This is a genomic window from Pseudomonas arabinosi (assembly GCF_047758675.1).
Classification (GTDB): domain Bacteria; phylum Pseudomonadota; class Gammaproteobacteria; order Pseudomonadales; family Pseudomonadaceae; genus Aquipseudomonas; species Aquipseudomonas arabinosi.
On record NZ_CP180480.1, the window covers coordinates 395,587 to 411,293 of the forward strand.

Sequence of the window (15,707 nt, forward strand, 5' to 3'; positions counted from 1 at the left end):
TGAGATTTCTTGCGGTATCAGGTCCCGGACTTGATCTTGGTCCAGGCCCGGGTCCGTGCCCGTTCGGCGTCACGGGGCAGCGGTTGCAGGGTGTAAAGCGTGCTCATCGCCGCTTCGGTCGGGTACAGGTTCGGGTTGTTGCGGATCGCCGGGTCGACCAATTCTGTGGCGTCCTTGTTCGGATTCGGGTACCCGACGAAGTCGCTGACCGGTGCAATCACCTGCGGCTGCAACAGGTAATTGATGAAGGTGTAGGCGTCTTCCGGGTTCTTCGCGCCTTTGGGGATCGAGAGCATGTCGAACCAGATCGGCGCGCCTTCTTTCGGCAGCCGCATGTCGACGATCACGCCGTTCTTGGCTTCCTTGGCGCGGTTGGCGGCCTGGGAGAAACTGCCGGAGTAACCGACTGCGACGCAGATGTCTCCGTTGGCGATGTCGGCCATGTACTTCGAAGAATGGAAGTAGGTGACGTACGGACGGATCTTCATCACCAGCGCTTCAGCCTTTTCGTAGTCCGCCGGTTTCTTGCTGTTAGGGTCCAGTCCGAGGTGTTGCAAGGCCAGTGGCAGGATCTCCGACGGCGAGTCGAGTAGCGCGACACCGCACTGCTTGAGCTTGCTGATGTTCTCTTCCTTGAAGATCAGGTCCCAGCTGTCCACCGGTGCGTTGTCACCCAATGCTGCCTTGATCTTGTCCGGGTTGAAGCCGATCAGGATGGTCCCGTACATGTACGGCACGGCAAATTTGTTGCCCGGATCGTTGGCTTCGATCAGCTTCATCAGCTTGGGATCGAGGTGGTTCCAGTTCGGCAGTTTGCTGCGGTCCAGCGGCTGGAAAACGCCGGCCTCGATCTGCTTGGCGAGGAACACGTTGGACGGCACCACCACGTCATAACCGGAGTTGCCGGTCAGCAACTTGGCCTCCAGCGCTTCGTTGGTGTCGAAGATGTCGTAGACCAGTTTGGTCTGGGTGTTCTGGGCCTTGAAGTCTTCCAGCGCTTTAGGGGTGATGTAGTCGAACCAGTTGTAGACGCGCAACGTTCGCTCTTCAGCATGAACGGCACCACTGAGCACTGTGGCGCACAGCACTGTGGGGAAGAGTGCGGGCGCGATAAAACGCTTGAGACGGATCATTGTTCTAATTCCTCATTGGGCGCTTTCGAAACCTTCGAGAACGTTCACGGCGTTGATGCCGATTTCTTCTACCGCGTAGCCGCCTTCCATCACGAACAGCGTCGGCTTGCCGAGGCCCGCGATGCGTGCGCCCATGGCCAGGTAATCCGGGCTGTCGAGCTTGAACTGGGAGATCGGATCGTCCTTGAACGTATCGACTCCGAGGGAGACGACGACGATATCGGCGCCGTATTTTTCGATCTCTTTGCAGGCTTGTTCCAGCGCGGCGCTCCAACTGTCCCAACCGCTGCCGGCCGGCAAAGGGTAGTTGAAGTTGAAACCTTCGCCGGCACCTTCACCCAGCTCATCTTCATAGCCGAGGAAGAACGGGAACTCGGCTTCCGGATGCCCGTGGATCGAGGTGAACAGCACGTCGCTGCGCTCGTAGAAAATCGACTGGGTGCCATTGCCGTGGTGGTAGTCGACGTCGAGGATCGCGACTTTTTTGTGGCCCTGATCGAGGAACGCCTGCGCAGCGATGGCGGCGTTGTTGAGGTAGCAATAACCGCCCATCAAATCGCTGGCGGCGTGGTGTCCCGGTGGACGGCACAAAGCGAAGGCACTGCGGGCGCCGCGTTGAATGACGGCCTGAGCGGTCAACGCGACTTGTGCCGCGCTGTACGCCGCTTGCCAGGTACCGGCGGTAATCGGTGCGCCGCCGTCGAAGCTGTAATAGCCGAGTTGGCCGTGCAGGCTGGTGGGAATGATCCGGCGCAGGGTGCGGGCCGGCCAGGTGTAGGGCAGCAAGTCGCCGTCGGTACCGAATTCGGTCCAGCGCGCCCAGGCACCTTTGAAGAAGTCGAGGTAATCGCGGCTGTGGATGCGCGCGATCGGGTCGAGGCCGAAATCCTGCGGTGCTTCGACCGGACCGAGGTCGCGGTACTGCACGCGCTGCAGAACATGGTCGGCTCGCGAAGGCATTTCGAAGCAGGGCATCAGTTGCCCGTCCATCAATTCACAGCGGCCGTGGTGCAGGTGGTGATCGTCCGAGTAGATCGTCAGCATTTCTTGTTCTCCGCAGGCTGATTCGGTTGAACACAGTCTTGCGGCGCGCGGCGTTTGAGAGAACGGCAGGAAAGGCCAAAAGGGGATCGATATGGCCAAAAGAATTGACCGGAATTCGCCCCTCTGTGGCGAGGGAGCTGGGTCAGGGGCGGAACTGACTCGGCGCTACACCGCTCCAGCGCACGAACGCATGACGGAAACTCGCGGTCTCGCTGAAACCCAATGCCTCGGCGATTTGATAGATCGGCAGTTGGTCCTCACACAGCATTTGCTTGGCCTGCTCGAACCGTAGCTCATCCAGCAATTCCTGATAGCTGCAACCCAGATCCTTCAGGTGCCGACGCAAGGTGCGCGCCGAGCAATTCATCTGTTCGGCCAAACCTTCGAGGCCGGGCGCCGCATTCAACTGCGCGCTGAGTAGCTGGCGAATTCGCCCCAGCCACACCTGGCGCCCCGTGAACTCGGTGTTCTGTTTGCGGCAGCGTTCGGCCATGGCCTGATGGGTGATGACGTCGGCCAGCGGCAAGGGTTGATCGAGCCAGCGTTTATCAAAGGCGAAGGCGTTGTCCCGCGCCTCGAAGTGCAGCGGGCAGTCGAAGTGCTCGGTGTAAGTCGCTTGATAGTCTGGCGCGCTATGTTCAAAGCGAGCCGCGAGCACGGGCAGTGGATGACCGAGCAGGTCGTCGCAGATGACTTTCAACGACACCAGACAGAACTCGGCATTGAATACCGCCAGTGCCGCGCTTTCCCGGTAATCGGCGGCGACGAACCAGACGCGCTCTCCGTCGTCTTCCAGGCTCAGCTCGAAAAGTGTTCCCAACAGCGCCGGATAGCGCATCGCCAACCGCAAAGCGTCACCGAAGGTGGCACTGGTGAGCAGCGCATAACCGAGCATGCCGTAGGACGAAACGTGCATCCGCCGGCCTAACTCCAGGCCGATGTCACGCTTGAGCGCGACGGCGTTGGCGCAGACCTGCATCTCCTGATTGGTGGTGATGCGCGTGTCCGCCCGGCTCAAATCCGCCGGGCTGATGCCGCTTCCAGCCAGCAAGGCTTCGCTGGGCGGGCCCTGGTCCTTGAAGGCGTTGAGAATCAGAGAGACGGCATTGAGGGTGGTGAGGTGGGAGTGGAGCATGCTCGCTTCCGTTCATGAGGTCAGCATGAGGGGAGCAAGTTGCATGCCGCTCCTGTTGGTGCCGGCTTGCCGGCGATAGCCGATTGGTGCAACCTGCCTGCCATTCACCCCTTGGGTGGTGTTGCAGACAACCATAAAGGACTAGGTATGATGTTCACTCCCTCGCGCTCCATTCTCTTTGCCTCCAGTTTGTTGCTCAGCTCGCTGTGCCTTGCCGAGGCCGAGCCGGCCAACGACAGCACCATCAAGGATTCGGCCAAGGCCGCGGTTTCTTCGGCGATTTCGGCCGGCAAGAACCTGTTGGGCGGAGTCAGTGAAGGGGTGCTCGACGGGCGCCAGTCGGCACAGGGCGTTGACGGTGCTTCGATCGTTTCCTCTCGCGAGCAAATGAAGGACCGCATCGATGTTCAGGTGCTGAAGACCGAGGCCGTTGGCGACACTTTCAATGTCACCCTGGGCTTCAAGAACAGCAGCGACAGCCAGCTGCGTTTGATCAACCTCAAGCAGACCGGTGCCTTGCTGGCGATCGATCAGGACGGGTATGCCAACGGGCTTACGGCCAGTCTGGACAACCCCGATCAGGTCACCATTCCGCCAAAAGCGGCCGTGCGGCAGAAATTCATTTTTGAAGGGCCGATCGAGACGTCCAGCACCGTACGAGTGTGGGGCCAGGACTATCAGGTCAAGAAGTAACCCTCACGGCCAGCCGGCTCCTGCAAGACCGTAGGAGCCGGCTGGCCGGCGGTGCAGACACCGCGGTGTATCAGCTCAACTCACCACACAGATCCAGCTCGACCAGACGCCGCACTTCGGCGCTATCCAGGTCGACGCCGAGCAGCGCATTGAGCTTGCCGAACGCCGCTTCGCGAGTCATCCCGCCACCGGACAACACGCCGACACCACGCAACCGACTACCTGCCTCGTAAACATCCAGCTCGACGCCACCTTCATGGCATTGCGTAACCGCGACCACCACAACACCCTTGTCCCGCGCCCGTTCCAGGCTGGCGAGGAACTCTGGATTGTCGCTCGGTCCGGTGCCGCTGCCGTAGCACTCCAGCACCAGGCCTTGAATGCCACTGTCGAGCAGGCCGTCCAATATCTTGGCGCCGATGCCGGGGAACAGCGGCAGCACAGCGACTTTCGCCAATTGCTTGGGCTGGTTGTAGGTCAGCGATGCCGGTATTGAAGAAGCCTTCTCACCGCCACCCTGACGCTCAAGACGCTTGAACGGATGACGACCGAAACTGCGCACCTTCGCGCAACGGGTCGGGTCCAGCAGTTCGCCGTGGAAGTACAGATGAACGCCCGGGGCAAGGCCGTGACCCAAAGCAACCAGCGCGCCACTGAGGTTTTCCCAGGCATCGCTGTCGGTCACGCCGGCCGGCAGCATGGAACCGGTGAACACCACGCGGGCATGCAGGCCGAGCAATTGAAAACTCATGGCCGCCGCGCTGTAGGCGAGGGTGTCGGTGCCGTGCAGGATCAGCACGCTGTCGCAGCCCTGGACATCGACGGCGTCGACCACTGCTTCACGCAATTGCTGCCAGTAAGCCGGGGTCATGTTGGCGCTGTCGATCAGCGGCGACATCTCGCGAAAGCGCCACTGCGGTACGACAAGGTCAGGCTGGCTGTGCAGATATTCGCGCATCCGGGCTTCGAAACCGGACGCCGGGGCCAGGCCATGAGCGCTGGCTTGCATACCGATGGTGCCACCGGTGTAGAGCACCATGACGTGCTGGGCGGCAGGGTAGGTCGAGGAATTCATGGAGACGCTCCGAGAACAATGAGTTCCATTGTGGGGGTGGCGGTGCGACGTTTCGACTTGCTCGCGAATGCGGTTGATCATTCAACACTGATGTCGATTGACACACCGCTTTCGCGAGCAAGCCCGCTCCCACAGGGGATTACGCACTTTAACCGATCAGCGTTGCGCTGCGGGTACGCCTTGCGGCTCAGCTTCAGCCTTGGTGGCGGCGGCTGGCGGATTGGCTGGCCAGGCTTTCAGGTCCAGGTCCAGATCCGGGAATTTGCTCGAATCGAACACAGGCGTCTTGATGCCGGCCGCGCGCTGGTCATCGTAGTCACGCAGGATGCGCATGCCGACTTTGAACAGCAGGAACAGCGCGATCAGGTTCACGAACGCCAGCAGGGTCATGGTGATGTCCGCGAAGGCGAACACCGTGCCCAGGTTCTCGATCGCACCCCAGAAGATCAACACCAATACCAAGGCACGGTAGCCCATCAGCGCCCAGCGGTTTTCACCGATCAGGAAGCGCAGGTTGCTCTCGCCCAGGTAGTAGTTGTAGAGGATCGAGGTGAACACGAACAACGACAGGGCCACGGAGATGAACACCCGACCCCAGTCACCCACCACGGCGGCCAGGGAGTTCTGGGTCAGGGCAATGCCGTCGCCTTCGAAACCAGGGGTATAGAAACCCGAAAGCAGGATCAGCAACGCGGTGCAGGTGCAGATCACGAAGGTGTCGAGGAACACGCTGAACGCCTGAACCACGCCTTGTGCCACCGGGTGCTCGACCGAAGCCACAGCGGCCACGTTAGGCGCACTGCCCAGGCCCGCTTCGTTGGCGAACACGCCGCGTTTCACGCCCATGATGATCGCGCTGCCGACCAGGCCGCCGAAGGCCTGATCCAGACCGAAGGCGCTTTTGACGATGGTCATCAGCATGGCTGGAACGTGGTCGAACTGCAGCACGATCACGTACAGGGTCACGCCGATGTAGACCAGGGTTTTCACTGGAACCAACAGGTCAGCGACCTTGGCGATACGCTTGATCCCGCCGATGAACACCAGGCCCAGCAACACGGCCAGGGCCGCTCCGGTGTAATGCGGATCGAATTTGAAGGCGTCCTGCAGCGAGTGAGTCACGGCGTGGGATTGCAGGCCGTTGAAGGCGAAGCCGAAGGTCACGAGCAGCAGGAACGCCATGACCATGCCCAACCAGCGTTTTTGCAGGCCGTGCTGAATGTAATAGGACGGACCGCCACGGTAGGTGCCGTCGGAATCGCAGCGCTTGTAGAGCTGGCCGAGGGAGCATTCGAAGAAGCTGCTGGACATGCCGACCAGCGCGGTCACCCACATCCAGAACACCGCACCGGGGCCGCCCATGGTCACGGCGATGCCGACACCGGCGATGTTGCCTGCACCGACGCGGCCGGCGAGGCTGAGCATCAGGGCCTGGAACGAGCTGAGTTGACCGGCGCTGCTTTTCAGGCTGTCACGGAACACCGCGAACATGTGGAAGAAGTGACGCAGTTGTACGAAACGCGAGCGGATCGTGAAGTAGCCACCGAGCCCGACAATGAGCACGATCAGTACTTTCTCTGAGAGGAAGCCGTTGATGACTTCGAGCATGGAGTATTCCTCGCTGTTTTTTGTGTAGGCAAATGCTGTGCGGTCAGAAACATCGCGTTACACCGGATTGCGCGCGGCAAAACAGGTGAGGCGAAGGTTCGTCCCGATTTCATATTGCGGGTTTGTTATTAGTTCGGGTTTCGCATGGGTTTGGGCCTCGTTACCGACGACCGCTCACGCGAAGAGGGGCGGCACTATACCGATGAGCGTGCCGTCCGTCTGCACGGTTGTGGTGCAAGCGATAAATCCAAGCCTTTGAAACACCTGACTTTTTTGAAGTCAGGCTCGTGTGGAAGGGCGAGAGCCCCAATTCCACAGAAGTCTTTTTTCCTGCCAATGAGTTAAAAAAAAGGGCTTGGGGAATAAATCCCCAAGCCCTCAAAAGGTGAGAGGTGTCTAGTCCCTCGACCTGGTGAGCGGTGCTACAAGTAACGCGTCGGATCAGGCTTTAAGCGGAACCAGACGCGGAGCAATCATGTTTTCCGGGCGCAGGATGTCGGCGAGCATTTCGTCGTCGAGCAAGCCTTCTTCGCGCACCAGTTCCAGCACGCCGCGGCCGCTTTCGAGGGCGATACGGGCGATGCGGGTAGCGTTTTCATAGCCGATGTACGGGTTCAGCGCGGTGACCAGACCGATCGAGTGTTCGACCAGTTCGCGGCAGCGCTCTTCGTTGGCGGTGATGCCGACGATGCAGTGCTCGCGCAGCATGTCCATGGCGCGTTGCAGCAGGCGGATCGAGTCGAAGATCTTGAACGCGATCAGCGGCTCCATCACGTTCAGTTGCAACTGGCCGCCTTCGGCCGCGATGGTCAGGGCCAGGTCGTTGCCGATGATCTGGAACGCCACTTGGTTAACCGCTTCCGGGATAACCGGGTTGACCTTGCCTGGCATGATCGAGCTGCCTGGCTGACGCGCTGGCAGGTTGATTTCGTTGATGCCGGTGCGTGGGCCGCTGGACAGCAGGCGCAGGTCGTTGCAGATCTTCGACAGCTTGACCGCGGTGCGCTTGAGCATGCCGGAGAACAGCACGAAGGCGCCCATGTCGGAGGTGGCTTCGATCAGGTCGGCGGCCGGAACCAGCGGTTGACCGCTGATCAGTGCCAGACGCTGAACGGCCAGAAGCTGGTAACGCGGGTCGGCGTTGATGCCGGTACCGATCGCGGTGCCGCCCAGGTTCACTTCGGTCAGCAGTTCAGGGGCCAGCGTTTTCAGGCGTGCCAGGTCTTCGCTCAGGGTCGTGGCGAAGGCACGGAATTCTTGACCCAGGGTCATCGGCACGGCGTCTTGCAGCTGGGTACGGCCCATCTTCAGGACGTGGCTGAACTCAACACCCTTGGCGGCGAACGCCTGGATCAGGCTGTCGAGGCTGGCCAGCAGCGCGTCGTGACCCAGCAGCAGACCCAGACGGATCGCGGTCGGGTAGGCGTCGTTGGTCGACTGCGCCATGTTCACGTCGTTGTTCGGGTGCAGGTATTGGTATTCGCCCTTCTGGTGACCCATGGCCTCCAGCGCGATGTTGGCGATGACTTCGTTGGCATTCATGTTGGTTGAAGTGCCAGCGCCGCCTTGAATCATGTCCACCACGAACTCTTCGTGGAAATCGCCGCGGATCAAACGTGCACAGGCTTCGCTGATGGCAGCGTGCTTGGCTTCGCTCAGGTGACCCAGTTCGCGGTTGGCGTCAGCGGCGGCCTGTTTGACCATGGCCAGCCCGACAACCAGCTTCGGGTAATGCGAAATCGGAACGCCGGAGAGACGGAAGTTATTCACCGCTCGCAGGGTCTGGATGCCGTAATACGCTTGAGCAGGTACTTCGAGTACGCCAAGCAGGTCTTTTTCTGTGCGGAAAGATGCAGCGGAGGACATGATAGAAATCATCTCGATATGGACCCGGTCTGTGCCGGAACACTGCAAATGCTAGGCTTGTGGAGAATTTTGGGCCAATGCTGTTAAACACTAGCCTATGCACATTCGGCATAATGCCCGTGTGACGCCGTGTCTGCGGCGAGCGTGTGACCTAAATTGGTGCGTGTCCGGGAGGCCGTGATGAACCTTGAAAGTAAATGGCTGGAGGACTTTAGTGCTCTGGCCGCCACCCGCAGTTTTTCCCAGGCTGCCGAACGACGCTTCGTGACTCAGCCGGCGTTCAGTCGACGAATCCGCAGCCTTGAAGCCGCGCTGGGGCTGACCCTGGTCAATCGCTCGCGCACGCCGATCGAGTTGACGGCGGCGGGGCAGTTGTTTCTGGTCACCGCGCGGACGGTGGTCGAGCAGCTCGGTGAAGTGTTGCGTCACCTTCATCACCTGGAAGGCGGGCAGGGCGAGGTAATGCAAGTCGCCGCCGCTCACTCCCTGGCGCTGGGTTTCTTCCCGCGCTGGATCGCGCAGTTGCGTAATGAAGGGCTGAACATCGCGACGCGCCTGGTGGCAACCAACGTCGGTGATGCGGTGCATGCCCTGCGCGAAGGCGGTTGCGATCTGATGCTGGCGTTCTACGACCCGGATGCCGCGATGCAGATGGACCCGGAAATCTTCCCGTCGCTGCACCTTGGCGACACCGAAATGCTCCCGGTTTGCGCGGCAGATACCGAGGGCAAGCCGCTGTTCGATCTGGAAGGCGAAGGCAGTGTGCCGCTGCTGGCTTACAGTGCCGGTGCATTTCTCGGGCGTTCGGTGAACATGCTGCTGCGCCAGCGTGCGCTGCGGTTCAGCACTATCTATGAGACCGCCATGGCCGACAGTCTTAAAAGCATGGCGCTGGAAGGATTGGGCATTGCCTGGGTGCCGCGGCTCAGCGTGCGCGCCGAACTGGCTCGTGGTGAACTGGTGGTTTGCGGCGGCCCGCAATGGCATGTGCCGCTGGAGATTCGTTTGTATCGCTGCGCGCTGGTGCGCAAGGCGAACGTGCGGCTGCTGTGGCGCAAGCTGGAAGGCGGCGCAGCGCAAGGTACAACGGGTTCTTGAACCCTGCGAATGTCCAATGTGGGAGCGAGCCTGCTCGCGAATGCGGTACATCAGTCGACATCAATGTTGCCTGACATAACGCTTTCGCGAGCAGGCTCGCTCCCACAGTAGATTTGTGGTGTATTCCGTTGACCTTCAAGTCAATAAAACCGGCACTTTGCGCCGAATGACAGATGGTCGCTATGGGGGCTGTTTATCTGCTTCATTGAGGTATACTGCGCGGCCTTCGGCCGGTTCGTCCGGCCATAATTCGTACAATCAAGCCACGCATTTTGCGTGGTTTGTTGTTTTTTGACGCGCCTGCGGGCGCCCAGAGAGAAGAGGCACGACGATGAGTGCACTGGTTGGCGTGATCATGGGCTCCAAGTCCGATTGGTCCACCCTTAGCCACACCGCCGATATGCTGGAAAAGCTCGGCATTCCTTACGAGGTGAAAGTGGTCTCTGCCCACCGCACCCCGGACCTGCTCTTCCAGTACGCCGAAGAGGCTGAGGCGCGTGGCATCGAGGTGATTATCGCCGGTGCCGGCGGCGCGGCTCACTTGCCAGGCATGTGTGCGGCCAAGACCCACTTGCCGGTACTGGGCGTGCCGGTGCAGTCGTCGATGCTCTCGGGCGTCGATTCGCTGCTGTCTATCGTGCAGATGCCCGCGGGCATTCCGGTCGCCACCCTGGCCATCGGCAAGGCTGGTGCGATCAACGCAGCGCTGCTCTCGGCGAGCATCCTCGGCGCCAAGCGCCCGCAGTTCCACGCGGTGCTGAAAAAATTCCGCGCTGAGCAGACAGACAGCGTCCTGGAAAATCCAGACCCACGCATCGCCTGAGGTTGTTGACGATGAAGATCGGTGTAATCGGTGGCGGCCAGTTGGGTCGCATGTTGGCGCTGGCGGGCACTCCGCTGGGCATGAACTTCGCTTTCCTGGACCCCGCGCCGGATGCTTGCGCAGCCGCATTGGGCGAGCACCTGCGGGCCGATTACGGCGATCAGGATCACCTGCGTCAGCTGGCCGATGAAGTCGATCTGGTGACTTTCGAGTTCGAAAGCGTCCCGGCTGAAACCGTCGCTTTCCTGTCGCAATTCGTCCCGGTCTACCCGAGCGCCGAAGCCCTGCGCATCGCCCGTGATCGCTGGTTCGAGAAGAGCATGTTCAAGGACCTGGGGATTCCCACCCCGGCGTTCGCCGACATTCAATCGCAAGCCGATCTGGACGCGGCCGTGGCTTCCATCGGTCTGCCGGCCGTGCTGAAAACCCGCACCCTGGGTTACGACGGCAAGGGCCAGAAGGTCCTGCGCAAACCTGAAGACGTGGTCGGCACGTTCGCCGAACTGGGCAGCGTAGCCTGCCTGCTGGAAGGTTTCGTGCCGTTCACCGGTGAAGTCTCGTTGATCGCCGTGCGCGCTCGCGATGGCGAAACCAGGTTCTATCCGCTGGTTCACAACACCCACGACAGCGGCATTCTCAAGTTGTCCGTGGCCAGCACCGACCACCCGCTGCAAGCCTTGGCGGAAGACTATTCCAGCCGTGTGCTCAAGCAGCTGAATTACGTCGGCGTGATGGCGTTCGAGTTCTTTGAAGTCGACGGTGGCCTCAAGGCCAACGAGATCGCCCCGCGTGTGCACAACTCGGGTCACTGGACCACTGAAGGTGCCGAGTGCAGCCAGTTCGAAAACCACCTGCGGGCCGTTGCCGGTCTGCCGCTGGGTTCGACGGCCAAGGTCGGCGAGAGCGCGATGCTCAACTTCATCGGTAAAGTGCCGGAGACCGAGAAAGTCCTGGCCATTGCCGATTGCCATCTGCATCACTATGGCAAGGCGTTCAAGGTCGGTCGCAAGGTCGGTCACGCCAACCTGCGCTGCGCCGACAAGGCCACGCTGGAGCAGCAGATCCTCAAGGTCGAAGCGCTCATCGCCGAATAGTTTCATGTGGCAGCGGCGGAACCATTCAGGGGCCGCCGTTCTCTCATGGCAGGATGCCAAAGTCTGACTAGGCTTGGACGTAGCACTTAATCAGAGGGAAATGCCATGGGAATTATTGGAACCATCTTTATCGGCTTGATCGTCGGCCTGCTGGCTCGGTTCCTGAAACCGGGCGATGACAGCATGGGCTGGATCATGACCATCCTGCTCGGTATCGGCGGTTCGTTGGCGGCCACTTATGGCGGCCAGGCTCTGGGCATCTACCACGCGGGTGAAGGTGCTGGCTTCATCGGTGCGCTGGTTGGCGCGGTGGTGTTGCTGGTGATCTACGGTTTGATCAGAAAGAACTGATCCAAAGCGACAAAGCCCCCTCTGCGCCGCACGCAGAGCGGGCTAGAATGCTCGGCGTTGCACCGTCCTCTCCTTTGCCGAGCACCTCCATGCGCCGTCTTCTGTTCACTCTCCTTTTACTGGGCTCGGGCCTCGCCCATGCCGGCGAACTGCCGGAAACCGACTGGCTCGAACTGATGCCCAAGTCGGACCAGAAAGCCCTCGAGGCCATGCCCGAAATCGACCACGACTCCCCCGAAGCCAATGGCACCTTTACCGAAAAGGGTGGCATGAAGCAGAGCAAGGGCTTGCCGGCGGTGATGTATTCGACCAAAACCGTGCCGTCGATGAACGACAAGAACATCCGCATCGGTGGTTATCCGGTGCCACTGGAATCCGACGCCCAGGGCCGCAGCACGCTGTTCTTCCTCGTGCCGTATCCGGGCGCCTGCATCCACGTGCCGCCGCCACCACCTAATCAATTGGTGTTGGTGCGTTATCCGAAAGGTTTGAAGCTGAATGACATCTACACGCCGCTGTGGGTGACCGGCACGCTGAAGGTCGAGAAGGTCAACAACGACCTGGCTGACGCAGCGTATGCGCTGGATGCGGCGAAGGTGCGGGTGGTCAAAGAATCAGATCTGTAGGTGATCAAATGTGGGAGTGAGACTGCTCGCGATGGTGGTGTAACAGTCAACATTGAAGTTGGATGTTATGGCCTCATCGCGAGCAGGCTCACTCCCACAGTTGTTCTGGGGTGTTGCTTACAGGGGTTTGCTGCCGATGCTGACACCCAGGGTATGGCTCGCACCCGGCGCCAACGTCACCACATCATCCATCACGTTCGCCGTTTCAATGCACAGCATGCGCTGCCAGCCATCGTCGGCCATGTCACTGAACGCCGCAGCGCGTTCAATCCACGGATTCCAGATCACCGCCGAGCGTGAACCGCTGCTGGTCAGCTCGATGCGCCGTTCCCAGGCCGGATCGACAATGCTCAGCTTCGCCGGGGTATTGAGGTAGATACGATCGGTCTCGCCGGAAAAATGCAGATCGCCGGTCTGAGTAACAGTTTTCCAGTCGTCCAGGGTTTCGATGTAACTCAAACCATCCAGCCCTTCGACATGCACTTCGCGCACATCGCTGACCGCGAAATAGCTGTGCAACGCCTGGCTGATGGTGACGTTGTCAGCGCCCTGGTTATGGCTGGTCAGGCTGATGTGCAGTTGCTCATCCAGACGAATGCTCAGCTTCAAATCCACTTGATGCGGCCAGCCTGGCAAGCCGTCTTCAGGGTAAGGCAGAACAAACTCCACCTTGAGGCTTTCGCCCTCGGTTTCAATGCCGCCCAGTTCCCAGTCCATCGCCCTTACCAGCCCGTGGGCGGTCGGCGCTTCGTTGCTGACGCGCATGGCCTGAACGCTCTGCGGGTTGCGCGGCAGATTGCCGAACCACGGCCAGCACACCGGAACCCCGGCGCGGATGCTCTTGCCAGTCTTGAACGCTGCCTCGTCGTTGAGCCAGATCAGTGGCGGTTCCCCGGCCACTTGATAACTGAGGATGTGCGCGCCCTGCTGGGCAACCAGCAGTTCGGCCTGACCGTGGCGGATGCGCCAGCAGTTCAGTTCATCCAGTTTCACGGCTTCAACGTTGGGCGTGCTCATGGGGCAACTCTCGATCAGGAACAATGACTGCAATGGACCGCAGAAAGGTCGCAGTGTTTAACGAGCTCTAGGCGGAACCGAGCGGGTGCGGCCGCTGCCGTCGATGGCGACGAACACAAACACGGCTTCAGTCACTTTACGCCATTCGCTGGACAGCGGATCGTCACTCCAGACTTCGACCATCATCTGAATCGAGCTGCGGCCGATTTCCAGCGCCTGGGTATAGAAGGAGAGCTGAGCGCCCACCGCTACCGGAACCAGAAACGCCATGCGGTCGATCGCAACCGTAGCCACGCGGCCACCCGCGACTTTGCTGGCCATTGCGGTACCGGCCAAATCCATCTGCGACACCAGCCAACCGCCGAAAATATCGCCAAAGCCGTTGGTTTCGCGAGGAAGCGCGGTAATTTGCAGGGCAAGGTCGCCTTGCGGGATTGGATCTTCTTGTTCGAGCTCTATCATGCCGGGGGTGCCTCTGACCCGTGACTCTCATTGGTATTTCAGGTGAATAGCCGTCTTCAAGAAAAACGATTCAGCCCCGAACATACTACGTTCGTCACGTTTTTCGTAAGGCGCCTAAAGGGAAACTCTGCGAAATCGGCTGACGGGTGCCAACGACGTTTTCGCACAGCAACCCTTACAAGCAGGTGCAGGATTGCGAGTATATCGATCGGTAGACTCCGAGACGACCGTCCGGTTCTCATTTCGACCGTCAATTACGCACCTCTATGTGCTTTTTCGAACAATTTGCTATCGTGCCGGACCTGCCCAAGCCTCAGCCAGCGTTGTTGGGGTTGCAGATCTGACTATAAGAGAAGCCTTGCCATGACCACAGCGCCTTCGAGCATCGCGCAACCCACCCAGTCCGCACGTCCGCTGACTCGCAACGACTACAAGACGTTATCGCTGTCTGCCCTGGGCGGCGCGCTGGAGTTTTACGACTTCATCATTTTCGTGTTCTTCGCCACGGTGGTCGGCAAGCTGTTCTTCCCGGCCGACATGCCCGAGTGGCTGCGCTTGATGCAGACCTTCGGGATCTTTGCCGCCGGCTACCTGGCGCGGCCGCTGGGCGGCATTGTCATGGCGCACTTCGGCGACCTGCTGGGACGCAAGAAGATGTTCACCCTGAGCATTTTCATGATGGCGGTACCGACCCTGATCATGGGCCTGCTACCGACTTACGCGCAGATCGGCATGTGGGCGCCGATCCTGTTGCTGCTGATGCGGGTGATTCAAGGCGCTGCGATTGGCGGTGAAGTGCCGGGCGCGTGGGTATTCGTTTCCGAACACGTGCCGCAGCGACACATCGGCTACGCCTGCGGCACCCTGACCTGCGGCCTGACGGCCGGTATCCTGCTGGGCTCGCTGGTCGCCACCGCGATCAACAGCATTTACACCCCGGTCGAAGTCTCGGATTACGCCTGGCGGATTCCGTTCCTGCTGGGTGGCGTGTTCGGCCTGTTCTCGGTTTACCTGCGCCGCTGGTTGCACGAGACGCCGGTATTCGCCGAGCTGCAACTGCGCAAGGCCCTGGCAGAAGAAGTGCCGCTGCGCGCCGTGTTGCGCGACCATCGCGGGGCGATCCTGATTTCCATGCTGCTGACCTGGCTGCTGTCCGCCGGCATCATCGTGGTCATCCTCATGACCCCGACCGTGCTGCAGACCGTCTACCACTTCTCGCCAACCACCGCGTTGCAGGCCAACAGCCTGGCGATCGTGTTTCTGAGCCTGGGCTGCGTCGCCTCCGGTGCACTGGCTGACCGGTTCGGTGCAGGTCGTATCTTCGTGTTCGGCAGTGCTGCGCTGCTGATCAGTTCGTGGACCTTCTACCACAGCCTGTTCAACCACCCGGACTGGCTGTTCCCGATGTACGCCTTGACCGGCTTGCTGGTCGGCACCATCGGTGCAGTGCCTTATGTGATGGTCAAAGCCTTCCCGGCAGTGGTGCGCTTCAGCGGGCTGTCGTTCTCCTACAACCTGGCCTACGCCATCTTCGGCGGCCTGACCCCGATGGTGGTCACCTTGCTGCTCAAGGAAAGCCCGATGGGGCCTGCCTATTACGTGGCGATCATCTGCGGTGTCGGGATTCTGGTGGGCGCCTACCTTTGGAAGAAGGGGCGTTAAACCGACCCTCTGTATCGACT

The 15,707-nt window shown here is 60.4% G+C and carries 15 protein-coding genes; 7 read left to right on the forward strand and 8 right to left on the reverse strand.

The window, feature by feature from the left end; genetic code table 11:
* Positions 1-17: 17 nt before the first annotated feature.
* The 3 genes from ACMXYJ_RS01725 to ACMXYJ_RS01735 all read right to left on the reverse strand — a co-directional run bounded on the left by ACMXYJ_RS01725 (position 18) and on the right by ACMXYJ_RS01735 (position 3,312).
* Positions 18-1,133, reverse strand: a complete 1,116-nt coding sequence (locus tag ACMXYJ_RS01725; protein ID WP_415758575.1) for a polyamine ABC transporter substrate-binding protein — start codon at positions 1,131-1,133, stop codon at positions 18-20.
* A 12-nt stretch (positions 1,134-1,145) separates the two neighbouring features.
* Positions 1,146-2,177 (reverse strand): histone deacetylase family protein, encoded by a 1,032-nt coding sequence (locus ACMXYJ_RS01730; RefSeq protein WP_046044984.1) that lies wholly within the window; start codon positions 2,175-2,177, stop codon positions 1,146-1,148.
* Between the two features lie 142 nt (positions 2,178-2,319).
* Entirely contained in the window at positions 2,320-3,312 is a 993-nt protein-coding gene (locus ACMXYJ_RS01735; RefSeq protein ID WP_415758576.1) for an AraC family transcriptional regulator, read from the reverse strand.
* Positions 3,313-3,459: 147 nt separating this feature from the next.
* Between ACMXYJ_RS01735 and ACMXYJ_RS01740 the strand changes: the two genes are divergently transcribed.
* Complete coding sequence (locus ACMXYJ_RS01740; RefSeq protein WP_415758577.1) at positions 3,460-4,005, forward strand: hypothetical protein; 546 nt, start codon at positions 3,460-3,462, stop codon at positions 4,003-4,005.
* A 70-nt stretch (positions 4,006-4,075) separates the two neighbouring features.
* Here the strand turns inward: ACMXYJ_RS01740 and ACMXYJ_RS01745 are convergent, their stop codons facing one another.
* The 3 genes from ACMXYJ_RS01745 to aspA all read right to left on the reverse strand — a co-directional run bounded on the left by ACMXYJ_RS01745 (position 4,076) and on the right by aspA (position 8,554).
* Entirely contained in the window at positions 4,076-5,080 is a 1,005-nt protein-coding gene (locus ACMXYJ_RS01745) for an asparaginase (RefSeq protein WP_415758578.1), read from the reverse strand.
* Positions 5,081-5,236: 156 nt separating this feature from the next.
* Entirely contained in the window at positions 5,237-6,688 is a 1,452-nt protein-coding gene (locus ACMXYJ_RS01750) for an alanine/glycine:cation symporter family protein (RefSeq protein WP_415758579.1), read from the reverse strand.
* A 441-nt stretch (positions 6,689-7,129) separates the two neighbouring features.
* Positions 7,130-8,554, reverse strand: coding sequence for an aspartate ammonia-lyase (gene aspA, locus ACMXYJ_RS01755; protein WP_046044988.1), 1,425 nt, complete (start codon positions 8,552-8,554; stop codon positions 7,130-7,132).
* Positions 8,555-8,734: 180 nt separating this feature from the next.
* Between aspA and ACMXYJ_RS01760 the strand changes: the two genes are divergently transcribed.
* From ACMXYJ_RS01760 to ACMXYJ_RS01780, 5 genes are all read left to right on the forward strand, one after another.
* On the forward strand, positions 8,735-9,652 hold the full coding sequence (locus ACMXYJ_RS01760; RefSeq protein WP_415758580.1) for a LysR substrate-binding domain-containing protein: 918 nt from the start codon (positions 8,735-8,737) through the stop codon (positions 9,650-9,652).
* A 331-nt stretch (positions 9,653-9,983) separates the two neighbouring features.
* Positions 9,984-10,475 carry a 5-(carboxyamino)imidazole ribonucleotide mutase gene (gene purE / locus ACMXYJ_RS01765; protein WP_046044990.1) on the forward strand — a complete coding sequence of 164 codons (492 nt, stop codon included), beginning with the start codon at positions 9,984-9,986 and terminating at the stop codon, positions 10,473-10,475.
* A gap of 11 nt (positions 10,476-10,486) precedes the next feature.
* On the forward strand, positions 10,487-11,569 hold the full coding sequence (locus ACMXYJ_RS01770) for a 5-(carboxyamino)imidazole ribonucleotide synthase (RefSeq protein ID WP_033059270.1): 1,083 nt from the start codon (positions 10,487-10,489) through the stop codon (positions 11,567-11,569).
* Positions 11,570-11,674: 105 nt separating this feature from the next.
* Positions 11,675-11,920, forward strand: a complete 246-nt coding sequence (locus tag ACMXYJ_RS01775) for a GlsB/YeaQ/YmgE family stress response membrane protein (protein WP_010465333.1) — start codon at positions 11,675-11,677, stop codon at positions 11,918-11,920.
* 89 nt (positions 11,921-12,009) lie between these two features.
* Positions 12,010-12,546 (forward strand): DUF3299 domain-containing protein, encoded by a 537-nt coding sequence (locus tag ACMXYJ_RS01780; protein ID WP_415758581.1) that lies wholly within the window; start codon positions 12,010-12,012, stop codon positions 12,544-12,546.
* A gap of 117 nt (positions 12,547-12,663) precedes the next feature.
* Here ACMXYJ_RS01780 and ACMXYJ_RS01785 read toward each other — a convergent pair whose 3' ends face one another.
* Complete coding sequence (locus tag ACMXYJ_RS01785; RefSeq protein ID WP_415758582.1) at positions 12,664-13,563, reverse strand: D-hexose-6-phosphate mutarotase; 900 nt, start codon at positions 13,561-13,563, stop codon at positions 12,664-12,666.
* A 57-nt stretch (positions 13,564-13,620) separates the two neighbouring features.
* A complete protein-coding gene (locus ACMXYJ_RS01790) occupies positions 13,621-14,025 on the reverse strand; it encodes an acyl-CoA thioesterase (protein ID WP_003177184.1) in 405 nt (134 codons plus the stop codon).
* A 363-nt stretch (positions 14,026-14,388) separates the two neighbouring features.
* Between ACMXYJ_RS01790 and ACMXYJ_RS01795 the strand changes: the two genes are divergently transcribed.
* Entirely contained in the window at positions 14,389-15,687 is a 1,299-nt protein-coding gene (locus tag ACMXYJ_RS01795) for an MFS transporter (protein ID WP_415758583.1), read from the forward strand.
* The last annotated feature ends 20 nt before the right edge of the window (positions 15,688-15,707 follow it).